Source organism: Microbacterium sp. Root322, assembly GCF_001425645.1.
In the GTDB taxonomy this organism is placed as follows: Bacteria; Actinomycetota; Actinomycetes; order Actinomycetales; family Microbacteriaceae; genus Microbacterium; species Microbacterium maritypicum.
This window is the reverse complement of record NZ_LMCS01000001.1, coordinates 958,179-979,371: the sequence shown is the minus strand read 5'-3', so window position 1 is coordinate 979,371 and position 21,193 is coordinate 958,179. Positions and strand designations below refer to the sequence as shown.

19 protein-coding genes are annotated in these 21,193 nt (G+C 68.3%); 9 read left to right on the top strand and 10 right to left on the bottom strand.

Annotated features, from left to right (window positions below):
- Positions 1 to 7: 7 nt before the first annotated feature.
- Both ASC55_RS04645 and ASC55_RS04640 read right to left on the bottom strand, forming a co-directional pair.
- Entirely contained in the window at positions 8 to 1,336 is a 1,329-nt protein-coding gene (locus ASC55_RS04645; RefSeq protein WP_055869081.1) for a hypothetical protein, read from the bottom strand.
- A gap of 105 nt (positions 1,337 to 1,441) precedes the next feature.
- On the bottom strand, positions 1,442 to 2,062 hold the full coding sequence (locus ASC55_RS04640) for a PadR family transcriptional regulator (protein WP_055872968.1): 621 nt from the start codon (positions 2,060 to 2,062) through the stop codon (positions 1,442 to 1,444).
- A gap of 189 nt (positions 2,063 to 2,251) precedes the next feature.
- On the opposite strand from ASC55_RS04640, the gene secA reads away from it, so the two are divergent.
- Entirely contained in the window at positions 2,252 to 5,053 is a 2,802-nt protein-coding gene (gene secA, locus ASC55_RS04635) for a preprotein translocase subunit SecA (RefSeq protein WP_055869191.1), read from the top strand.
- 67 nt (positions 5,054 to 5,120) lie between these two features.
- A complete protein-coding gene (locus ASC55_RS04630) occupies positions 5,121 to 6,347 on the top strand; it encodes a pyridoxal phosphate-dependent aminotransferase (RefSeq protein WP_017831095.1) in 1,227 nt (408 codons plus the stop codon).
- On the opposite strand, the gene ASC55_RS04625 is transcribed toward ASC55_RS04630, so the two are convergent.
- Both ASC55_RS04625 and ASC55_RS04620 read right to left on the bottom strand, forming a co-directional pair.
- Entirely contained in the window at positions 6,271 to 7,512 is a 1,242-nt protein-coding gene (locus ASC55_RS04625) for an AAA family ATPase (protein WP_082524225.1), read from the bottom strand. The genes ASC55_RS04630 and ASC55_RS04625 overlap by 77 nt on opposite strands.
- A complete protein-coding gene (locus tag ASC55_RS04620; RefSeq protein ID WP_055872965.1) occupies positions 7,509 to 8,129 on the bottom strand; it encodes an SAF domain-containing protein in 621 nt (206 codons plus the stop codon). The genes ASC55_RS04625 and ASC55_RS04620 overlap by 4 nt, the downstream gene beginning before the upstream one ends.
- Positions 8,130 to 8,226: 97 nt before the next feature.
- Here ASC55_RS04620 and ASC55_RS04615 point away from each other — a divergent pair, with 97 nt between their 5' ends.
- Positions 8,227 to 8,505 carry a helix-turn-helix domain-containing protein gene (locus ASC55_RS04615; protein ID WP_017831092.1) on the top strand — a complete coding sequence of 93 codons (279 nt, stop codon included), beginning with the start codon at positions 8,227 to 8,229 and terminating at the stop codon, positions 8,503 to 8,505.
- On the opposite strand, the gene ASC55_RS04610 is transcribed toward ASC55_RS04615, so the two are convergent.
- Positions 8,493 to 9,104, bottom strand: a complete 612-nt coding sequence (locus tag ASC55_RS04610; protein ID WP_055872962.1) for a hypothetical protein — start codon at positions 9,102 to 9,104, stop codon at positions 8,493 to 8,495. The two genes, ASC55_RS04615 and ASC55_RS04610, sit on opposite strands and share 13 nt — an antisense overlap.
- A gap of 129 nt (positions 9,105 to 9,233) precedes the next feature.
- On the opposite strand from ASC55_RS04610, the gene ASC55_RS04605 reads away from it, so the two are divergent.
- Complete coding sequence (locus ASC55_RS04605; protein ID WP_017831090.1) at positions 9,234 to 9,620, top strand: Rv3235 family protein; 387 nt, start codon at positions 9,234 to 9,236, stop codon at positions 9,618 to 9,620.
- Between the two features lie 24 nt (positions 9,621 to 9,644).
- Entirely contained in the window at positions 9,645 to 11,129 is a 1,485-nt protein-coding gene (locus ASC55_RS04600) for a sensor histidine kinase (protein ID WP_055869076.1), read from the top strand.
- A 63-nt stretch (positions 11,130 to 11,192) separates the two neighbouring features.
- Here ASC55_RS04600 and ASC55_RS04595 read toward each other — a convergent pair whose 3' ends face one another.
- Positions 11,193 to 11,441 (bottom strand): WhiB family transcriptional regulator, encoded by a 249-nt coding sequence (locus ASC55_RS04595; RefSeq protein ID WP_017203224.1) that lies wholly within the window; start codon positions 11,439 to 11,441, stop codon positions 11,193 to 11,195.
- Positions 11,442 to 11,671: 230 nt separating this feature from the next.
- Here ASC55_RS04595 and ASC55_RS04590 point away from each other — a divergent pair, with 230 nt between their 5' ends.
- Positions 11,672 to 12,058 carry a hypothetical protein gene (locus ASC55_RS04590; protein WP_055873205.1) on the top strand — a complete coding sequence of 129 codons (387 nt, stop codon included), beginning with the start codon at positions 11,672 to 11,674 and terminating at the stop codon, positions 12,056 to 12,058.
- Between the two features lie 55 nt (positions 12,059 to 12,113).
- Here ASC55_RS04590 and bcp read toward each other — a convergent pair whose 3' ends face one another.
- From bcp to aroA, 3 genes are read right to left on the bottom strand one after another with little or no spacing between them, the layout of a single operon-like run.
- Entirely contained in the window at positions 12,114 to 12,587 is a 474-nt protein-coding gene (gene bcp / locus ASC55_RS04585) for a thioredoxin-dependent thiol peroxidase (protein WP_055869075.1), read from the bottom strand.
- A gap of 9 nt (positions 12,588 to 12,596) precedes the next feature.
- Positions 12,597 to 13,667, bottom strand: coding sequence for a ribosome small subunit-dependent GTPase A (gene rsgA, locus ASC55_RS04580; protein WP_055869074.1), 1,071 nt, complete (start codon positions 13,665 to 13,667; stop codon positions 12,597 to 12,599).
- Positions 13,668 to 13,669: 2 nt separating this feature from the next.
- Positions 13,670 to 14,986, bottom strand: coding sequence for a 3-phosphoshikimate 1-carboxyvinyltransferase (gene aroA, locus ASC55_RS04575; protein ID WP_055869073.1), 1,317 nt, complete (start codon positions 14,984 to 14,986; stop codon positions 13,670 to 13,672).
- 70 nt (positions 14,987 to 15,056) lie between these two features.
- On the opposite strand from aroA, the gene ASC55_RS04570 reads away from it, so the two are divergent.
- The 3 genes from ASC55_RS04570 to ASC55_RS04560 are packed head-to-tail and all read left to right on the top strand — an operon-like array spanning position 15,057 to position 17,299.
- Positions 15,057 to 15,719: a sigma-70 family RNA polymerase sigma factor gene (locus tag ASC55_RS04570; RefSeq protein WP_055869072.1), complete on the top strand. Its 663-nt coding sequence runs from the start codon at positions 15,057 to 15,059 to the stop codon at positions 15,717 to 15,719.
- Positions 15,716 to 15,961, top strand: a complete 246-nt coding sequence (locus ASC55_RS04565; RefSeq protein WP_017831083.1) for a zf-HC2 domain-containing protein — start codon at positions 15,716 to 15,718, stop codon at positions 15,959 to 15,961. Before ASC55_RS04570 ends, ASC55_RS04565 begins: the two co-directional genes overlap by 4 nt.
- A 33-nt stretch (positions 15,962 to 15,994) precedes the next feature.
- Positions 15,995 to 17,299 carry a GNAT family N-acetyltransferase gene (locus tag ASC55_RS04560; protein WP_055872959.1) on the top strand — a complete coding sequence of 435 codons (1,305 nt, stop codon included), beginning with the start codon at positions 15,995 to 15,997 and terminating at the stop codon, positions 17,297 to 17,299.
- A 65-nt stretch (positions 17,300 to 17,364) separates the two neighbouring features.
- Here ASC55_RS04560 and ASC55_RS04555 read toward each other — a convergent pair whose 3' ends face one another.
- The gene (locus ASC55_RS04555) at positions 17,365 to 21,051 is read right to left on the bottom strand and encodes a multifunctional oxoglutarate decarboxylase/oxoglutarate dehydrogenase thiamine pyrophosphate-binding subunit/dihydrolipoyllysine-residue succinyltransferase subunit (protein ID WP_055872956.1); all 3,687 of its coding nucleotides are present in this window, start codon (positions 21,049 to 21,051) and stop codon (positions 17,365 to 17,367) included.
- Positions 21,052 to 21,193: the final 142 nt, after the last annotated feature.

Here is a 21,193-nt window from a genome sequence, read left to right as displayed (position 1 = left end):
GTCGGAATCAGTCGAAGATGCCGTCGAGCAGACTGCCGATCACGAGACCGCCGAGGATGCCGGACGCGAGGTCTCCGCCGCCACCGCCGCGTCGTCCGCCGCCACCGCCCCAGCCGCCGCCACCGCCCCAGCCCTGGTCCTGCGGGCGGGAGGAGTCGATGTCGCGCTGGGCGAGCTGGAGTGCCTCGGATGCGAGGTGAGCGACCCGGCGGGCTTGCACGAGTGCCGCCTCGCGGGTGTCCTCGGCGGGCAGCAGATCCGACAGATCCACACGAAGCCTCTCCGCCTCGGCGAGGCGGGTGCGGGCGTCTGCGCCGATCCATCCGCGGTGTCCGGAGATGAGGCCGCGGGCCACGCCGAGCTGGCGGTCGGCGTCATCGATCGCGTGCTGCACCTGCGCGATGCTCGGCAGCGGGTTGTCCGCGCGATGACGTGCCTTGGCGATCGCCTCGTCGAGCGCCGAGTTGGCGTCGCGCAGCTGGGAGAGCTCGGCGAACGGGTCGTTCGGCTGTCCGGAGGGCGTGAGCGCTGCGAGGGCGCTCTGCAGCTCGGCGACGGCCTGGGCGACGGCGGGTACGTTCGGCGCGGTGCGAGCGGCGATGAGATCCCCACGGGAGTCGGCCACGACCTCGGCGAGGGTGGACTCGGCGCGCAGCGCCTCGATCTCGAAGTCCTCCACCGCATCGAGCAGCGCGGACGCGCGTCGTGTGGCTTCGGTCGCCGTCTCCAGGGCGACGTTCGCCTCCTCGTTCTGCTTCGCCGCGCGACGACGCTCCGAGACATCGGCGCTGTGCGTCGCGAAGCTGATGAGCTGCTCGGCCTCCGCCGCGCTGGCCGTGATCTGGTGCATGGCGGAATCGGAGTATCGGGCCGAGAGCCGAGCGACGGCCTCGTTGGTCTGCGGGATCCGAGCGCTGAGGGCGGCTGCCTCGGCCCGTACCTGCGCGATGATCTCGGGCGCGCGGCGAACCTTGGCGACCGACTCGGCGAGGACCGACGTCTTCTCGTCGAGCAGGTCCTGGGCCCAGTCGCAGAGCTGGAGGATGCGGGCGTTGCGGGTACGGAGCTCCTCGACGGTGTCGGGGATCTCGTCGTGGTTCAACTGGTGGAGCTGGAACGCCTCGCGCAGGTGGGTGCGCACCGCGGCGAGAGCCTTGCGCAGGTCACCGGTGAGCGACTCGCCGAGTTCCGCTTCGGCGAAGGAGAGCTCGTCCGAGGTCGTGCGGATCCGCTCGTCGGCGCTGACCAGGGCCTGTTCGGCACGGCGAGCCAGATCGGCGTCCTGTGCGGCGAGTTCTTCCTGTTCGCGTTTGCGTTTGCCCCAAAATCCAGCCATGAACCGATCCTAGTTTCCCCGGGGCCTGTGGTGGCTGAGCATCCGCTCGGGGCGAACGGGGATCTCACGCCCGTCGCGGCGTGCGGAAGACGTCGGCGACGCCGGTCACAGGGCGGGCACGGGCGCGGCGATCGGGGCTCTGGCCTTCGCCGGCCTCCCGCGCTTGGGGCGTTCGGCGGTGAGCTCGAGCGACAGCGCATGGCGGGGATGCCCGCTGAGGCGCTGCGCCGCGTGATCGAGCCAGCGGACTTCGGCCTCCGCGGCGAAGATCATGGAGTCGGCGACCAGCGACCACGCGAGTCCTTCGGGGTCGTCCCCGTCTCCTCGCGCCTGTCGCTCGTGCTGGAGCGCTTCCAGCTGTCGCATCGATGCCGATCGCTGCGCGTCGATCGTGGCTGCGGCGTCGACGCCGGGGAGGGTCGCTGCGACGGCCAGTTTGATCGCCAGTTCGTCGCGGGTGCCCTGGGAGCGCACGACGGGGGAGGAGAGCCAGTTCTCGACGTCCGTGTGCCCCGCATCCGTGATCTGCCAGTACACATGACCGTGGTCGTCGGCGTCCCCGCGCGAGACCAGCCCGTCGCGTTCCAGACGCTCGAGGGTGTTGTAGATCTGCCCGACGTTCAGCGGCCAGATCGAGCCGGTGCGGCGATCGAACTCGTGTCGGAGCTGGTAGCCGTAGCAGGGCCCCTGCGCGAGGATGGCGAGCAGGCTCTGGCGTACTGACATCGTTCATCTCCGTTACCGTGCGTAGGAATGCGATACCGAGTATATGGTTATCGGTCGCACCCCCGGACCGACGCGCGGGACCACCATGCAGGCGACGTGCAGGTCACGGCCCGGTAACATGGCGAAGTATGCCTGGCGTCGGGTTCACCGATGGCCGGCGATTTACCCACTGACAGGGAGATGACATCCGTGGCCAATCCTCTTGAGAAGCTGCTGCGTGCGGGCGAGGGGCGGGTCATCCGCCGCCTGAATCAGGTCGTCAAGGCAGTGGGAGCGCTGGAAGAGGACATCTCCAAGCTCACCGACGACGAGCTGCGCAACGAGACCGTCGAGCTGCGCGCCCGCTTCGAGAAGGGTGAGACCCTCGATCAGCTGATGCCGGAGGCGTTCGCCGCGGTGCGAGAGGCCGCCAAGCGCACCCTCGGCATGCGTGCCTACGACGTGCAGATCATGGGTGGTGCCGCCCTTCACCTCGGCAACATCGCCGAGATGAAGACCGGTGAGGGAAAGACCCTCGTCGCGACGCTGCCCGCGTATCTGAACGCGATCGCCGGCAAGGGCGTGCACGTCATCACGGTCAACGACTTCCTGGCCAGCTACCAGGCAGAGCTCATGGGGCGTGTGTTCCGTGCTCTCGGCATGACCACGGGCATCATCGTCTCCGGTCAGACGCCTGCGGTGCGTCGCGAGCAGTACGCCGCCGACATCACCTACGGCACGAACAACGAGTTCGGCTTCGACTACCTGCGCGACAACATGGCGTGGCGCAAGGAGGACCTCGTCCAGCGCGAGCACTTCTTCGCGATCGTCGACGAGGTCGACTCGATCCTCATCGACGAGGCCCGCACCCCGCTCATCATCTCCGGCCCGTCGTCGGGCGAGGCCAACCGCTGGTTCGCCGAGTTCGCCAAGATCGCCCGCACCCTCGAGGTCGGCGTGGACTACGAGGTCGACGAGAAGAAGCGCACCGTCGGCGTGCTCGAGCCCGGTATCGAGAAGGTCGAGGACTACCTCGGCATCGACAACCTCTACGAGTCGGCGAACACCCCCCTGATCTCGTTCCTCAACAACTCGATCAAGGCACTCGCGTTGTTCAAGAAGGACACCGACTACGTCGTGATGAACGACGAGGTCATGATCGTCGACGAGCACACGGGTCGCATCCTGGTCGGTCGCCGCTACAACGAGGGCATCCACCAGGCGATCGAGGCGAAGGAGGGCGTGCCGGTCAAGGCAGAGAACCAGACCCTCGCCACCGTCACCCTGCAGAACTACTTCCGTCTCTACGACAAGCTCGCCGGCATGACCGGTACGGCCGAGACCGAGGCCGCCGAGTTCATGTCGACGTACAAGCTCGGCGTCATCCCGATCCCGACCAACCGGCCGATGATCCGCAAGGACCAGTCCGACCTCGTCTACAAGAACGAGACCGCGAAGTTCGCTCAGGTCGTCGAGGACATCGCCGAGCGGCACGCGGAGGGCCAGCCGGTTCTGGTCGGAACGGTCAGCGTCGAGAAGAGCGAGTACCTCTCGCGCCTGCTCGCGAAGAAGGGCATCAAGCACGAGGTCCTCAACGCGAAGAACCACGCGCGCGAGGCCGAGATCGTCGCGCGCGCCGGCCGCCTGGGCGCAGTCACCGTCGCCACGAACATGGCCGGACGAGGAACCGACATCATGCTCGGCGGAAACGCCGAGTTCCTCGCGGTCCAGGAGCTCAAGGGCAAGGGGCTCGACCCCGTGGAGACGCCCGAGGAGTACGAGATCGCGTGGGACGAGACCTACGAGGCGATGAAGAGCGTCGTCGCGGAGGAGGCCGAGAAGGTCATCGCGGCCGGCGGTCTCTACGTGCTCGGCACCGAGCGCCACGAGTCGCGCCGCATCGACAACCAGCTTCGCGGTCGTTCCGGCCGTCAGGGTGACCCCGGTGAGAGCCGCTTCTACCTGAGCCTCACCGACGATCTGATGCGTCTGTTCCAGTCGGGGGCGGCCGAGGCCATCCTCGCCCGCACCAACTTCCCGGACGATGTGCCGATCGAGTCGGGGCTCGTCTCCCGAGCGATCCGCAGCGCCCAGTCGCAGGTCGAGTCCCGCAACGCCGAGATGCGCAAGAACGTCCTGAAGTACGACGACGTCCTGAACCGCCAGCGTGAGGCCATCTACGCGGATCGTCGGCACATCCTCCAGGGCGATGACATCGCCGATCGTGTGCAGCACTTCATCGAGGACGCCATCAGCGGCGTCGTGCGAGACCACACCGGCGAGGGCCACAACGAGAGCTGGGACTTCGATGCCCTCTGGACCGAGCTCAAGACGCTCTACCCGGTGGGCGTGACGATCGACGAGGTCGTGGCCGAGGCCGCCGACCGCAAGGGCGGCATCGATGCGGACGGGCTCACCCGTGAGCTGCTCTCCGACGCGAAGATCGCTTACCAGACGCGTGAGGAGTCTCTCGGCGAGGCCGCCACGCGCGAGCTCGAGCGTCGTGTCGTGCTGCAGGTGCTCGATCGTCGCTGGCGCGACCACCTCTACGAGATGGACTACCTCAAGGACGGCATCGGCCTTCGTGCGATGGCTCAGCGCGACCCCCTCATCGAGTACCAGCGTGAGGGCTACGCCATGTTCCAGTCGATGATGGGCCAGATCAAGGAGGAGTCGGTCGGCTACCTCTACAACCTCGAGGTCGAGGTGCGTCGCGCCGGTGACTCGGAGACAGCCGAGGTCGAGGCCAAGGGGCTCGCCTCCGACGGCGGTGAGCAGCGCCTCGAGTACTCCGCGGCGAATGATGCGGGTGAGGTCGAGGTCCGCAACGATCGCGGTCAGGTCCAGCAGGCGGCGACGGATCGCGTCCGTCAGGCGGCGGCTCGTGCCCAGGCTCCGCAGGCCGAGGCTGAGGAAGCACCGCGTGGCGCCTTCGGGCAGCGCGCCGAGGCCGAGGCTCCCGCCGCCGGCAACCGCGAGCAGCGGCGCGCCCAGGGCAAGAAGAAGAAGTAGTCTCTCCGCACAGAGGAGGGCCAGTCCGCGTGGATTGGCCCTCCTCTCGTCGCTGTAGGCTTGGTCGATGACCCCAACGCGCAACTTCGACCAGTCGTCGAAGCTCAAGAACGTCCTGTACGAGATTCGCGGAAACGCCCTCGTCGAGGCGGCGCGCTTGGAGGCGGAGGGGCATCAGATCCTCAAGCTGAACACCGGCAACCCGGCGATCTTCGGCTTCGACGCCCCGCACCAGATCGTGCGCGACATGCTCGCCGCGCTGCCGACGGCCCACGGATACAGCGACAGCAAGGGCATCGTCTCGGCTCGACGTGCCGTGGTGAGCCGGTACGAGGAGATCGAGGGCTTCCCGCGGTTCGACCCCGACGACGTGTACCTCGGAAACGGTGTCTCCGAGCTCATCACGATGACGATGCAGGCGCTGCTCGACGAGGGCGACGAGGTCCTCATCCCGGCGCCGGACTACCCGCTCTGGACGGCGATGACCAGCCTCGCCGGCGGTACTCCCGTCCACTACCTCTGCGATGAGGATGACCAGTGGCAGCCCGACCTCGAAGACATCCGATCGAAGATCACGCCGCGCACCAAGGCGCTGGTCATCATCAACCCGAACAACCCCACGGGAGTGGTGTACTCCCGCCAGATCCTCGAGGGCTTGGTGCAGATCGCTCGAGAGCACCAGCTGCTGCTGCTCTCCGACGAGATCTACGACCGCATCCTGTTCGACGGCGCCGTGCACATCCCGACGGCGACTCTCGCCCCTGATCTGCTCTGCCTGACCTTCAACGGCCTGTCCAAGACGTATCGCGTGGCGGGATTCCGCTCGGGATGGATGGTCATCACAGGGCCGCAGGACCACGCCAAGGGGTTCATCGAGGGGATCACGCTGCTCGCGTCGACCCGTCTCTGCCCGAACGTCCCGGCCCAGCACGCCCTGCAGGCGGCGCTCTCCGGCGTGCAGTCGATCGAGGCGCTCATCGCTCCGACCGGGCGCCTGCACGAGCAGCGGGACATCGCCTGGGAAGGTCTCGAGTCGATCCCCGGCGTCTCGTGCGTGAAGCCTCAGGGGGCGTTGTACGCGTTCCCACGGCTCGACCCGAACGTGCATGAGATCAGGGACGACGCGCGGCTCGTCTACGACCTGCTGGTCTCGGAGCACATCCTCCTGGTCCAGGGCACCGGCTTCAACTGGGCCACCCCTGACCACCTTCGCCTGGTCACGCTCCCCGAGCCCCGAGTGCTGAGCGAAGCCGTCGAACGACTGGGGAACTTCCTCTCGAGCTATCGGCAGTAGCTGACGCGGCGTCCGCCGGGAAGAGCGTCGACGCCAGTCGTCTCACGGCGGCGAGGAACGGCGAACGGGGCGCGACATCGGTCATGGGCCGGGCGTGCAGCAGAGCGGCATCCGCTGCGCGCTGGTCGAACGGCAGGAAGACGACATCGGTGATGCCCGCGAACCTCTCGAGCGTGCGTCGCACCTGACCACGCGCATCGATGCCGAGCGGGCCCGGTCGCACCTGATTGACGACGACGACGACGGGCGTGGGGGCGGTGAGACGCCGCAGTTCGGCGTGCTCACGTACGAATCTGCTGATGCCGAGCGGGTCGGCCGATGCGACCGCGATGATCAGGTCTGCCTCGTTCAACGAGGCCGTGGTCGCCGCATGGCGCCGGGGCCCGGCAAGGTCGTACGTGACCTCCTCGTCGGCGTCGAAGGCAGCGGCCACATCGACGACCGTCTCCTCGGACCACTCGCGGCAGGCGCCGAGCGTGGCCCGCAGGCGGATCGATGACAGCTCGGGCCAGCGGCTGGGACGATTGATACCGGGCAGCACCTCGATATCACCGCCGCCCGTGGCCACCGTCGTGGCGAGTCTGGTCAGCTCGGCGGAGTCGAGCGCACCGCGTTCCGCCCGCCGGCACGCTGCGGCGACACCGGGCGCGTCGTCGCTGAGACCGAGAAGCAGGGCGAGCGCGGGCGCGACCGTGTCGGTGTCGACCAGCGCGGTCCTGCGCCCGCGGCGGGAGAGTTCCACGGCCAGTTGGATAGCGAGGGTCGAGCGCCCCGGAGCGCCGTGCGGTCCCCAGACCGCGATCACGCGATGCGGAAGGACGGACTGCGGGCGTGGCACGGTGTCTGTCTCGGATGCCAGCGCGGCAGCGATCTCCCATCCTGCCGCTTCCGGGCGGAGGGCCTCCGACAGCCCGAGACGCCCCAGCAGGCGGCTGTCTGCGCCGCCGAGCGCCAGGATGCGCACCCCGGCACGGTCGCATGCGGAGATCAGCTCGGCGCTCAGCACCGCTCTGGTGGCGGGGACGATGATCGCCTCCGCGCCCGGCGGCACCTCGATGACGGCGGTGGGGGAGAGGATCGCGACGACGTCGATGCCTTCCAGTGCCAGCTCCGCCGCCAATTCACCCGCCCGTGGCTGCGGGATCGCCACCACGACGCCGGTCACGACCCGGCCCCGACCGGCACCACGGAAAGGGCGGCCCCACCCGTGATGGCGGCGAGCACGTCGGCCACATCGGCCCGATCGATCACGATCTCGAGCTGGGTTCCGGTGTCGGCGAGCACGCCTTCCGCATCGAGCACGTCGTGCACGATCACGTCGGCGACCAGGATGCGGGGGACATCGTAGGAGCGTCCTTCGTCGAGGGGCGGCGCCTGCCAGACCTCCACGACCGTGCCCGCCTCCACTCCTTCCGGGATACCGGTGCTGCTCTGGATGACGATCGTGGTGGAGCGGCTGCGGTCGGCGTCGGTCACGGCCGAGGTCGGAACGAGTTCTCCGCTCTCGAGAGTGCGGGACGCGGTGCTGCCGGTGGGGACGTCGTCCGGGCCGAGGTAGTCGTCGGCCAGCGACCCCAGACCGACGTCGACGACCTGGAAGTCGTCGGACGTCAGCACCTCACCCTGCGTGATGGTCCGGGTGGCCTGGAGCGTCGGAACGGCGTCGTCGAGCGCCGACACGATGAGCCAGACACCGGCGATCGAGAGAGCCACCAGCGCGATGCCCACGAGGAAGCGGATGTCGCCCCAGAACGCGCGCCGAGGAACAGAGAAGGAAGCCATGGCGATATCGTCACAGAAACGGCGGCGGGGCTCCGGGAGTTATCCACAAGGGATGAGCGGACCCGAATCCGGCGAACCTGTGGGCGAGAATGAGGGGATGCCTGCCTTCCCTGTTCGCGCACCGCGTTACCTCGCCCCCTCGCAGGTGGCGGAGCTGCTGAGCATCGGGGTCGACGAGGTCGTCGCCCTGGTGCAGGAGGGAAGACTGCGGGGAGCGCAGCTGGGATCACCGCCTCGTTGGCGAGTGGAGGAGTCCAGCCTCGACGGGTACCTGGCCGAGGAATCGGAGAACTCTCGGCGGATGGCGCTGTGGCGCCAGTCCCAGACCGCGAGCTTCCCCGAGGTCTGGGGCACCTCTTCGGCTCACGGCACCTGATCGACTGGAGTACGCACAGCCACGAGTGATGTGAACGGGATGATGCGGAACCCGTGCACCGCTCGGGCGAGGCGCGCTTCGCCCGGATCATGCACGGCGAGATCGAGGTGATCGGACGCCGCTCGATCGATCGTGCCGTGGACGTCGTCGCCCACATGGGTGCTGATGTGCACGGGCACACGACGGCGTGCGAGGTCACGCAGCACGAATCCGAGGGTCATCCGCTCTCGGAGCGGGGAGTCTGCGGTGGGTGGTTCGTCGAGGCTCGCCAGGATCATGCCGTGATCCGTCGTGATGCCGGTGACGGCCGCGAGGGGGAGGAAGAAGCCGGCGGGTGCGCTGCGTTCCTCGCCGGTGCCGCGCGTGGAGACGGCGACCCAGTCCGCTCCGAGCGTCTGCAACGAGACCGGAATCCGTCGCCCGTTCACGAGACCGATCGTGACGTCCGCTCCTGCGCTGCACAGCGTACGCAGCCGCGCGCGCAGGTCCAACCGTGCGATGCGCAGCCGTTCGGACTCGGCGTCCAGCACCGCTCGTTCCGCCTCCCACTCCGCGGTCAGCTGGCCTTCGAGGTCTTCGAACAGTCGGTCCCAGTGCATCCGACAGAGCGTAGGCGACCCCGCTCGGGCGCGTACGAGTTATCCACATTCTTCGCCTCACCCCACTCCGGCGCTGGCGGCACGGTGCTGTACTGCTCACTCGCAGACCTCCCCGACCGAGAGTTCGACATGACGCCGCACGAGTACTTCGCACCCCAGCCGACATCGACCAGCGAGCTTCCCGACCCCGTGCCGCTTCTGCGCAGCCTCACGCACGGCGTCCTCGAGGTGCTGGCCGGTGTCAGGGAGGTCGATCAGCTCGCCAGGTGGTTCAGTGAGGACGCATTCCGAAGTCTGGTCACGCGCGCGAACCTCTCCTCGAGGGCACGCAGCGCGCGCGGGGTCGCTCCCGCCCGACCCACGTTCGAGATCAGGGCGCTGAGGGTCACGGAGCCGCTCGACGGCGTGATCGAAGCCGTCGTCGTGGTGGCCGGTCCTGGGCGCACCCGCGCCGTCGCCGTGCGCCTGGAAGGGATCGATCGTCGCTGGCGGGCGACGTCGCTGGCCATTCTCTGAGGCATCTGACCGTAGGCTGGTCAGGTGTCAACCCTCAGTGATCTCGCCCATGCCCAGGGGCGCCTGAACGACAGCGATGTCGAATGGCTCCACCGTCTCGCCGGGGACGGACAGCTCCTCGCGGACCTCGCCTCCGCCGACATCGTGATCTGGATCCAGACCGACGACGGTTCGTTCATCGCGGTCGCGCACGCGCGACCCAGCGGCGCGGCGACGCTCTTCTATCGCGACATCGTCGGAGAGCGGGTGCGGCCCCAGTGGCGCACCCAGGTCCAGGGAGCCTTCGAATCGGCCGAGATCGTCGACTCCTCCTCGCCCGACTGGTTCGAGGAGACGCCGACGCGCGTGCGGGCCGTGCCGATCCTGAGCGTCGGTCGCGGTGCCGACGCCCACTCGACCGTGATCGGAGTGGTGACCCGGCACACGAACCTCGGCGAGGTGCGCACGCCGTCTCGCCAGCAGATCACCTTCGACGAGTGCGCGAACGACCTGTTCCGCATGATCGCCGACGGGAGCTTCCCCGACCTCACGGCTCCGACGTCACCGCGTCGGGGAGCGCCTCGGGCCTCCGATGGTCTCATTCGGATCGATGTCGACGGGATCACCACCTTCGCCAGCCCGAACGCGCTCTCCGCCTTCAACCGGATGGGATTCGACGACGAGCTCGAGGGGGAGTCTCTCGCCGAGGTGACCACTCGTCTCGTCCCGCCGTCCCGGCAGGTCGACGAGTCGCTGCCCGTGGTGGTCACCGGGCGCGCTCCCTGGCGCACCGACATCGAAGCCCGCGGTGTGACGGTGTCCTTGCGTGCCATCCCGCTGAAGGACCACGGCACCCGCATCGGGGCGATCGTGCTGTGCCGCGACGTCTCAGAACTGCGCCACCAGGAGCAGGAGCTCATCACCAAGGACGCGACGATCCGCGAGATCCACCACCGGGTGAAGAACAACCTGCAGACGGTCGCCTCGCTTCTGCGCATCCAGGCGCGACGCACCCACTCAGACGAGGCGCGCGACGCCCTCACACAGGCCATGCGCCGCGTGGATGCGATCGCCGTGGTGCACGACACGCTCGCCCAGGGGCTGACGCAGAAGGTCGACTTCGACGAGGTCTTCCACCGCGTGCTCAAGCTCGTGGCCGAGGTCGCCTCGGCTCCGAACACGCGCGCGCGGACGCAGTCCACCGGACGGTTCGGAGTTCTTCCGAGCGAGTACGCGACACCTCTCGCGCTCGCCCTGACGGAGGTCGTGACGAATGCGGTCGAGCACGGTCTCGCAGGTCAAGAGGGCTTCGTCACGATCGACGCCAAGCGCACCGAGGACAATCTGCGCGTGACGGTGCGGGACACCGGTCTCGGTCTGCCGGAAGGGCGCATCGGCCAGGGGCTCGGCACTCAGATCATCCGCACGCTCATCCAGGGTGAGCTCGGCGGCACGATCGAGTGGCACGGGAGCGATGGCGAGGGCACCGAAGTGGTCATCGACATCCCCCTGCGCTGGCTCGAGAGGTGAGAGCTGCCGCATCCGAACAGACGAAAGCGGCCTGAGAGTCGATCTCAGGCCGCTTTCGGATGTTCAGGAGGCGCGGCGTGCGCGAGCGGCGCGACGCTTGAGAGCGCGGCGCTCGTCTTCGGAGAGCCCGCCCCAGACGCCCGAGTCCTGGCTGGTCTCCAGGGCGTACTGCAGGCAGATCTCGGTGACGGTGCAGGTGGCGCACACCGTCTTCGCCTTCTCGATCTGATCGACGGCAGGGCCAGTGTTCCCCACGGGGAAGAAAAGCTCGGGGTCGACAGTCAGGCAGGCGGCCTTATCGCGCCAGTCCATGGGGGCTCCTCGGTGTGGATTTCAAGAGATGTCGCGATGCGACCTCTCGGATTCGGGTAGAAGTTCGGGTTCCGCTACCCTGTTGAGATGCGGACGGAATGCCCGCGAATTGTGATGCGAGCGTGAATGCTCGCCCCACGCCGCTGTGGGAGCACATGACTTTCTCTATTCTGTTACATGAAAACCATGAAATCAAGGGTTTTCTCTTCTTTCGATCCTTGGGAGACACCGTGCGCGCACCCGGAATCGCCTTGGCGGCAGCGGCGATCCTCGCCCTCGAAGCAGTGGCGCTCCTGGTCTTCGCCGTGGTCGAACTCGCCGGTCTCGGGGCGGGCGATGCGGCATCCCTGCCGACGGCCCTGGCGCTCATCGTGCTCACGCTGATCGGCACCGCAGCCCTCGTGGCATTCGCGGTGGGCACGCGGGTCGGGAAGTCGTGGGCTCGATCAGGCGGAGTGGTCTTTCAGGTACTCGCCGTAGCCCTCGCGCTCGCCTCTCTCACGCTGCAGCCGATCTCTTGGCCGTTCACCCTCGGGGTCGGGCTTCCCGGACTGCTCGGGTTCGCGCTGTTGATCTCGAGCGCACGTCGAGAAGGTCCGCAGCGCGCGACGGAGTGACCTCCGAGAGCTGCGGACGTCGGGGAGGTCTGCTGACCTCGGGGACAGCTGCGGGTCAGGCGTCGATGCCGAGCTGCTTGCGCAGCCGTGCCACGTGACCCGTGGCCTTCACGTTGTACTGCGCGAGAGCGATCTTGCCGTCCTCGTCGAGCACGAACGTCGAGCGGATGACCCCCTCGACGAGCTTGCCGTAGTTCATCTTCTCGCCCCACGCGCCGTAGGCGGAGTGGACGGCGTGGTCAGGGTCGCTGAGGAGCGGGAAGGTCAGCCCATCGCGCTCGCGGAACTTCGCCAGCGTGGCGGGCTCGTCGCGTGAGACCCCGATGACGCGGTAGCCGGCGCCCTGGAGGGACGAGATGCTGTCGCGGAAGTCGCACGCCTGGGTGGTGCAGCCGGGAGTCATCGCCGCCGGGTAGAAGTACAGCACGGTCTTCTGGCCGCGCAGATCCTCGAGACGGACGATGTTCCCGTCCTGGTCGAGGAGGGAGAAGTCGGGGGCTGCGGTTCCTGGTTCGAGGCGCTGGGTCACGTCTCCAGCCTAACGGCCGGGGGCCTGATCCGCCTTGTCCGCGAACGTCTGCAGCAGACGCTGCAGGGAATCGAGTCGGGCACGCCCGGTCTCGCCCAGCTCTCCGCGCTCGGCGGCCTCGATCAGAGCGCAGTCGGGTGCATCGGCGAGATGGGTGCAGCCCCGGGGACAGTCTTGGGCGATCGCGGCGAGTTCGGTGAACGCGGCCAGGATGTTCGCCGGATCGACGTGTCCGAGTCCGAAGGAGCGCACGCCGGGGGTGTCGATCACCCAGCCGGTGCCGTCCGCACCCTCGTAGCGCAGCGACACGGTCGATGACGAGGTGTGCCGACCGCGTCCGGTGACCTGGTTCACGTGCCCGGTGGCGCGCAAGGCCGACGGCACGAGGGCGTTGACGAGCGTCGACTTGCCCACCCCGGAGTGTCCGACGAAGACCGTGGAGTGTCCGACCAGCGCGTCGCCGATCTCCTCGAGGGGCATCTCGTCCTGCGCACTGGTGAACACACGCAGGTCCAGGCCGTCGAAGTGCGTCAGGAACTCGGTCGGATCGGCGATGTCGGTCTTGGTGACCACGAGCAGCGGGCGGATGCCGGCATCCAGTGCCGCGACGAGGTAACGGTCGACGAGGCGCGCGCGGGGCTCCGGGTCGGCGGCCGCGACGACGACGAGCATCTGATCGGCGTTCGCCACGATCACCCGTTCGACCTGATCGGTGTCGTCGGCGCTGCGGCGCAGCAGAGAGGTGCGATCGACGATGCCGATGATGCGCGCGAGCGTGCCCTCGTCTCCCGAGGTGTCGCCCACCACCCGTGCCTGATCGCCCGTGACGATGGGCATGCGTCGCAGCTCTCGCGCGCGCGTCGTGGTGATCATGCGCTCCTCGGCGGTGCCCTCACCGAGGAGGACCGAGTATCGTCCGCGGTCGACGCCGAGCACTCGTCCCACCTGCGCGTCCTCGTGCGCGGGTCGCCGTTTGGTGCGGGGGCGATTCGCCTTCGGGTTGGGACGGGTGCGGATGCTGCTCTCGTCGAAGTCCTCGAAGTCGTCTTCGAGGTCGTCGGCGTCGTCCAGCCAGCTCACCCTCAGCCCCGCAGCATCCTCTCCCAGAGCATCGTGAACTCCGGGAGGGTCTTCGCGGTGGTGCCGATGTCGTCGATCTCGACGCCGGGGACGCGCAGGCCGATGAGCGCTCCGGTGGTGGCCATCCGGTGATCGTGGTGTGCGGCCCAGCTTCCGCCGTGCAGAGGCCGGGGGATGATGCGCAGTCCGTCGGAGAGCTCCTCGGCCTCGCCGCCGAGCGCGCGGAGGTTGCCGATCAGCGCCGCGATCCGGTCGGTCTCATGCATGCGGATGTGTCCGATGCCGCGGATCGTGGTCGGAGACTCCGCGAAGGCGGCGAGGCCGACCAGCGTCGGGGTGAGCTCGCTCGCCGCGGACAGGTCGAGGTCGAGGCCCCGGATGCCGGAACCGGCGCGCACGGTGAGCGTGCCGCCGTGACGGCCGACGTGCGCCCCCGTGGCCTGCAGGATCTCGGGCAGCAGGGCGCCGGGCTGAGTGGAATGTGCGGGCCAGCCGGTGATCGACACCGATCCGCCGGTGACCAGCGCGGCGGCGAGGAACGGCGCGGCGTTGGAGAGATCGGGTTCGATCGCGATCTCCTTGGCCCGCGGAACGCCCGCCTCGACCAGCCATTCGCCGACGGCGGGGCGTTCGATGCGGATGCCGCGGCGGCTCAGAGCCTCGATCGTCATGTCGATGTGCGGAAGGCTCGGCAGGTGCTCGCCGGTGTGGACGAGGTGCAGGCCGACGTCGAAGCGGGGGGCGGCGAGCAGGAGACCGGAGACGAACTGGCTCGACGCGGAGGCGTCGATCTCGACGCGTCCGCCGCGGATTCGCCCGTGGCCGCGGATCGTGAAGGGGAGAGCCCACGTGCCCTCGTCGTCGATGTCGACGCCGAGGTCGCGCAGCGCGCTGATCAGCGCGCCCATCGGACGATGCAGCGCCGTCTCGTGCGCCGTGAGGTGCACGTCGTGCGCCGCGAGGCCCGCCAGCGGGGCGATGAAGCGCATGACGGTGCCGGCCTGACCGCAGTCGATCGTGGTGCCGCCGCTGAGCTTCGCGGGGGTGACGACGAGGTCGGGCCCGAACTCGTTCCCGGCGTCGACCTCTTCGATGCCGACGCCGAGGGCGCGCAGCGCATCGACCATGCGTGCGGAGTCGTCGGAGTGCAAGGGGGCGATCAACCGGCCCGGTCCATCGGCGATCGCGGCGATCATCAGCTCGCGGTTGGTCAGCGATTTGGAACCGGGGATCGTGAGTTCGGCGTGCACGGGCACGTCGGTCGTGGGCGCGGGATAGGCGCCCTGCACACGGGAGGGGGAATACCTGTTGGCGCTCATCGGTTCTCACCTTAGTAAACGCAGGGAGCTTCGTCGCGAAAGACAGGCCTCCCGACCCGAAGGAGAGAGTATGCCGGCGACGTTGGAGCGCGAGGTGATCGACATCAGCGGCCTAGACTGGCCGGTGATGGATGACACCGTAACCGCAGACACCGTCGGCGACCCTCGGCGCGAGTTCGAGGAGCAGGCGATCCCCTTCATGGATCAGCTCTACGCCGCCGCGATGCGCATGACGCGCAACCCGGCGGATGCCGCCGATCTCGTGCAGGAGACCTTCGTGAAGGCCTACGGGTCCTGGGCGACGTTCTCGCAGGGCACGAACCTCAAGGCGTGGCTCTATCGGATCCTCACCAACACCTACATCAACATCTACCGCAAGCGCCAGCGCGAGCCTTTCCAGGGCACGATCGACGAGCTCGAGGACTGGCAGCTGGGCGGAGCCGAGTCCACCACGGCGTCGCACAGCCGTTCGGCCGAGGCGGAGGCCATCGACCGGATGCCGGCCTCGGTGGTCAAGGATGCGCTGCAGGCCGTGCCGGAGGACTTCCGCCTCGCGGTCTATCTCGCAGATGTCGAAGGTTTCGCGTATCAGGAGATCGCCGACATCATGAAGACCCCCATCGGCACCGTGATGAGCCGCCTGCACCGTGGCAGGCGGATGCTGCGGGAGCTGTTGGCAGATTACGCCGCTGAGCGGGGCATCGCCGCGGCTGAGACGAGGAGCAAGAAATGAGCGACTGCGGCTGCGACAAAGCCCGTCAGGATCTGGAGGAGTACCTCCGCAACGAGGTGTGTAAGACCGAGCACACCGAGATCCGCGAGCACCTCGAGAACTGCCCGTCATGTCGGGATGAGGCTCTCGTCGCCACGACCCTCACCGAGGTGATCGCCCGCGCCTGCAAGGAGACCGCTCCCGAGCAGCTGCGCGACCAGGTCTTCGAGCGTCTGCGCGCCGTTCAGGCCTCGCAGCACTGACCGCACGCCGGAGGCCGTCGGTAGTGTGGACGGATGACCTCCATCGATGCGCGCGACGTACCCGCTGACACCACCTCGACGGAAAAACTGGCCGGAGCCGGCCTCGACTACCGCGTCGTCGATCTGAGCGATGACGCGAGCGCCTCGGGTTTCGAGCGTGCCGTCGACCGCGGATTCCTCGGCCCCGAGCCGACGAGCGACATGCTCGCCCAGGTGCGAAAGACCTTCGCGGAGCGGCGGAACGTCGGGGTGTACGAGAAGAACGCCCCGGCCGCTGCGCTGCCTGTGGCGACCATAGACGGCTGGATCACACCCCTCACCGTCCCCGGCGGCGCCGAGATCGGGATGTGGGCGATCAGCGTTGTCACGGTCGCGGCGACCCACCGGCGCCGTGGGATCGCCAGGGCGCTTCTCGAAGGGGAGCTGCGGGCTGCGGCATCCGCCGGAGTGGCCATCGCCGGGCTCACGGTCTCCGAGGCGACGATTTACGGCCGCTACGGCTTCGGTGCAGCGATTCCGGTCGCGCGCCACACGGTCGACACGCGACGTGCGGGCTGGAGCGGACCGACTCCGACCGGCACTCTCGAGTACATCGATCGCGAGACGCTCGCCGCCGACCTCGGTGCGGTGCACGAGCGCGCCCGAGGCAGAGCATCGGGACAGATCCCCGGCTGGGAAGGCCGATGGGAGGGTTACGCAGGAGTCGCGCCCACCCCGGATCGCGACCAGGCCCGCGGTGTGCGCTACCGCGACGAGGACGGTGCGCTGCGCGGGGTGATGGCCTACACCGTGGGTGAGGCGACCGGCACCTTCCGCTTCCGGATGGACGTGCGTCTGCTCGTCGCGGAGACGGCTGACGCGCGCGCCGCGCTCTGGCGCTTCGCCCTGCAGCACGACCTCGTCGATGAGGTGGTCGCCGACCTCCGCCCGATAGATGACCCCCTGCCGTGGTTGGTGCACGACACCCGCGGGGTGAAGCAGGAGGTGCACGACCACGGGTGGCTGCGCATCCTCGACCTCCCGACGGCGCTGAGGGCACGTCGGTACTCGGCCCCGATCGACACGGTCCTCCGGGTCGAGGACTCGCTGGGCTTCACGAACGGCGACTGGCGCCTGCGCGTGGACGACGACGGCATCGCGACGGTCGACACCGCAGACGAGGGCGCCGAGGCCGACATCACGCTCGACGTCTCGATGCTCTCGGCGCTCTATGCCGGTGGAGTCCGCGCCACGACACTGCACGGTGCCGGACGCATCACGGCCGGCCCTGCGGCCGTCGAGGCGTTCGACCGGGCGCTCATCTCTTTCCCCGCTCCGTCTCTCGACATCTGGTACTGATCCGCACCGCACAGACGAGAGAGGGCGCTGCGACCGGAGTCGCAGCGCCCTCTCTCGTCTGACGATCAGCCGAGGGTGACGGCCGCGCGGATCAGTGCTGCCTGCTCGGCGGCGTGGACCTTCGAGGATCCCGTCGCCGGCGATGCCGAAGCCGTGCGCGAGACCGGGCGGAACGATCGGTCGCCGGGAACGTCGGCGAAGGCGAGCGCGAGGAACGGCCAGGCGCCCTGGTTCTCCGGCTCTTCCTGCACCCAGACCAGCTCGGCGTTCGGGTAGGAGTCGGTGATCGCCTTGAGCTCATCGATCGGCGTCGGGTACAGCTGCTCGAGCCGGACGAGGGCGACCTCGGGATTCGGGTTCTTCTCGAGCTCGGCCCGCAGATCCCAGTGCACCTTGCCCGAGTGCACGAGCACGCGCTTGACGGCCGTGCGATCGAGACCGCGGTCGTCGTCGATGACCGGCTCGAACCGACCCTGGGTGAACGCTTCGACCGGGCTCGTCGCGCCGCGCAGACGCAGCATCGCCTTCGGGGTGAAGACGATCAGCGGTTTGCGCGGACGGGCGTACGCCTGGCGGCGCAGCAGGTGGAAGTACGACGCGGGCGTCGACGGGCGCGACACGATCATGTTGTCCTGCGCGCACAGCTGCAGGAAGCGCTCGATGCGCGCCGACGAGTGGTCCGGTCCCTGGCCTTCGTAGCCGTGGGGGAGGAGCAGGGTGACGCTGGACTGCTGTCCCCACTTCTGCTCGGCCGCGGAGATGTACTCGTCGATGACCGACTGGGCGCCGTTGACGAAGTCGCCGAACTGCGCTTCCCAGAGCACGAGGGCCTCAGGAGCCTCGACCGAGTAGCCGTACTCGAAGCCGAGAGCGGCGTATTCGCTGAGCAGCGAGTCGTAGACGAAGAAGCGGCCCTGTGCGTCGGACAGGTTCGACAGCGGGAGCCACTCCTGGCCGTTCGCGCGGTCGTGCAGAGTCGCGTGGCGCTGCACGAACGTCCCGCGACGAGCATCCTGACCGGCGAGACGCACCGGGGTGCCTTCCACGAGGAGAGAGCCGAACGCGAGCAGCTCGCCGAAGCCCCAGTCGATGCCGCCGTTGCGGCTCATGTCGAGGCGCTTCTCCAGCAGCTGCTGGATCTTGGGGTGCACCGTGAAGCCCTCGGGCTTGTTCACGAAGGCGTCGCCGATCATCTGGATGACCTCGTTCGGCACACCGGTGATCTCCGGAGCGCCGACCTGGTCGTCGACAGGCGGCAGCTCCGGGGAGATCGGCAGAGCGCCGGTCTCGGCGGCGTGCGTCTCGGCGAAGGCGATCTCCAGACGGTTCTGGAAGTCGGCCTTGGCCTCGTCGTACTCCTGCTCTGTGATGTCACCACGACCGACGAGCGACTCGGTGTACAGGCGGCGGACGGACCGCTTCGCCTGGATGAGATCGGTCATCAGCGGCTGCGTCATCGAGGGGTCGTCGCCCTCGTTGTGGCCGCGTCGGCGGTAGCAGACCAGGTCGATCACGACATCGCGGTGGAAGCGCTCGCGGTACTCGAAAGCGAGCTGAGCGACGTGGATGACCGCTTCGGGGTCGTCGCCGTTCACGTGGAACACCGGCGCCTGGATCGTCTTGGCGACGTCGGTCGAGTAGATCGAGGTGCGACCGTCGTTCGGCGTCGTGGTGAAACCGACCTGGTTGTTCACGACCACGTGGATCGTGCCGCCGGTGCGGTAGCCGCGCAGCTGCGACATCTGCAGCGTCTCGACCACGACGCCCTGGCCTGCGAAGGCCGCGTCGCCGTGCACGAGGATCGGCAGCCAGGCGAACGTGCCGATCGGCTTGCGGTCCTGCTTGGCGCGGACGATACCCTCCAGCACGCCGTCGACCGTCTCGAGGTGCGAGGGGTTGGCGGCGAGGTAGACGGGAAGCTCGGACTTGTCGTCGGCGACGAAGGTGCCCTCGGTGCCGAGGTGGTACTTCACGTCTCCGGAGCCGCGCTGGTTGCCCGGTGTCTGCGTGCCCTCGAACTCGCGGAACACCTGGCCGTACGTCTTGCCTGCGATGTTGGTGAGCACGTTCAGGCGGCCGCGGTGGGCCATGCCGATCGCGGCGCCCTCGAGCCCGGCGGTGGCCGCGCCCTGCAGGATCTCGTCGAGCAGCGGGATCAGCGACTCGCCGCCCTCGAGCGAGAAGCGCTTCTGGCCGACGAACTTGGTCTGCAGGAAAGTCTCGAAGGCCTCGGCCTCGTTGAGCTTGCGGAGGACCCGCAGCTGCTCGTCGTGGCCGGGCTTCTGGTACTTGACCTCGACCTTCTCCTGGAACCAGCGGCGCTGCTCCGGGTCCTGGATGTGCATGTACTCGATGCCGAGCGTGCGGCAGTAGGAGTCGCGGAGCACGCCGAGGATGTCGCGGAGCTTCGCGATGCGTCGTCCTCCGAAGCCGCCCGTGACGAATTCGCGGTCGAGGTCCCAGAAGGTCAGACCGTGGCTCTCGATCTCGAGGTCGGGGTGCGAGCGCTGCACGTACTCGAGCGGGTCGATGTCGGCCATCAGATGACCACGCACGCGGAAGGAGTTGATCAGCTCCTGCACCCGCGACTGCTTGTCGACGCGCTCGGCGAGGTCGACGGCGATGTCGGGGTTCCAGCGGATGGGGGCGTACGGGATGCGCAGAGCGGCGAAGATGTCGTCGTAGAAGCCGCGCTGACCGATGAGCAGCTCGTGCACCTTCTTGAGGAACTCGCCGGAGCCCGCTCCCTGGATGACGCGGTGGTCGTAGGTGCTGGTGAGCGTGATGGTCTTGCCGATCGCCAGCTCGTTGAGCGTCTTCTCGCTCGCACCCTGGAACTCGGCCGGGTACTCGAGGGCGCCGGCGCCGATGATGCAGCCCTGGCCCTTCATCAGACGCGGCACCGAATGCACGGTGCCGATGCCGCCCGGGTTGGTGAGCGACACCGTGGTGCCCTGGAAGTCGCCCGCGGTCAGCTTGTTGCCGCGTGCGCGCGTGACCAGGTCCTCGTAGGCGGAGAGGTACTCGGTGAACGTCAACGTGTCGGCGCGCTTGATGCTGGGCACCATGAGGGCGCGCGTGCCGTCGGGCTTGGGCAGGTCGATCGCGATGCCGAGGTTGACATGCGCCGGCGCCACCACGGAGGGCTTGCCGTCGACCTCTGCGTAGAACACGTTCTGGCTGCGGAACTCGTCCAGCGTGCGGATGAGCGCCCAGCCGATGAGATGGGTGAAGCTGATCTTGCCGCCGCGGGTGCGCGCCATGTGGTTGTTGATGACGATGCGGTTGTCGATCATCAGCTTCGCCGGCACCGTGCGCACACTGGTGGCGGTCGGGACGGTGAGCGACTCGTCCATGTTCGCCGCGAGTGTCTTGGGCAGACCGCGAAGGGGCGTGACCTTGTCTTCTTCGACGGGAGCGGGAGCCTCCGCCGACTCGGACTTCGCTGCGGGCTTCGGAGCCTGCGCCGGGATCGGTGCTGCGGCGGCGGGCTTGGCCGTCGTGCGGGCGACGGGCTGCGAGCCGATCACGGGGATCGGCGCCGTGACGGGATGAGCCGTCGGGGCCGGTGCGTCGGACGCTGCTGCGGGAGCCGCGGTCGCCGTCTCGGAGTGGTATTTCTCCAGGATGGGCCACCACTCCTTGTCGACGGAGTCGCGGTTCACCTTGAACTGCTCGTAGAGCTCTTCAACGAGCCAGGAATTGGCTCCGAACCCCCCGTCGCCGTTGACGCCGGTCACCTGGTTCGACACGCTCGATCGCCCTCTTTCATCGCTGAAGCTCTCTGGTGCGGACGTCGACGCAGGATGCGTTCGGGCCCGCACACTCTCGACCAACAAGCCTAACGTGTTTCGCTCGGGGAATCGTCGAAGCCGTGCGCCCACCGCGTCGCGA

What these genes read in the sequence shown, in the direction of transcription:
- ASC55_RS04640 (WP_055872968.1), bottom strand. Translation starts at nt 2,062, where the DNA reads ATGTCAGTACGCCAGAGCCTGCTCGCCATCCTCGCGCAGGGGCCCTGC.
- ASC55_RS04595 (WP_017203224.1), bottom strand. Translation starts at nt 11,441, where the DNA reads ATGGACTGGCGCGATAAGGCCGCCTGCCTGACTGTCGACCCCGAGCTT.
- ASC55_RS04610 (WP_055872962.1), bottom strand. Translation starts at nt 9,104, where the DNA reads ATGCACTGGGACCGACTGTTCGAAGACCTCGAAGGCCAGCTGACCGCG.
- ASC55_RS04615 (WP_017831092.1), top strand. Translation starts at nt 8,227, where the DNA reads ATGCCTGCCTTCCCTGTTCGCGCACCGCGTTACCTCGCCCCCTCGCAG.
- ASC55_RS04570 (WP_055869072.1), top strand. Translation starts at nt 15,057, where the DNA reads ATGCCGGCGACGTTGGAGCGCGAGGTGATCGACATCAGCGGCCTAGAC.
- ASC55_RS04565 (WP_017831083.1), top strand. Translation starts at nt 15,716, where the DNA reads ATGAGCGACTGCGGCTGCGACAAAGCCCGTCAGGATCTGGAGGAGTAC.
- ASC55_RS04630 (WP_017831095.1), top strand. Translation starts at nt 5,121, where the DNA reads ATGACCCCAACGCGCAACTTCGACCAGTCGTCGAAGCTCAAGAACGTC.
- ASC55_RS04605 (WP_017831090.1), top strand. Translation starts at nt 9,234, where the DNA reads ATGACGCCGCACGAGTACTTCGCACCCCAGCCGACATCGACCAGCGAG.
- ASC55_RS04560 (WP_055872959.1), top strand. Translation starts at nt 15,995, where the DNA reads ATGACCTCCATCGATGCGCGCGACGTACCCGCTGACACCACCTCGACG.
- ASC55_RS04645 (WP_055869081.1), bottom strand. Translation starts at nt 1,336, where the DNA reads ATGGCTGGATTTTGGGGCAAACGCAAACGCGAACAGGAAGAACTCGCC.
- aroA (WP_055869073.1), bottom strand. Translation starts at nt 14,986, where the DNA reads ATGAGCGCCAACAGGTATTCCCCCTCCCGTGTGCAGGGCGCCTATCCC.
- ASC55_RS04620 (WP_055872965.1), bottom strand. Translation starts at nt 8,129, where the DNA reads ATGGCTTCCTTCTCTGTTCCTCGGCGCGCGTTCTGGGGCGACATCCGC.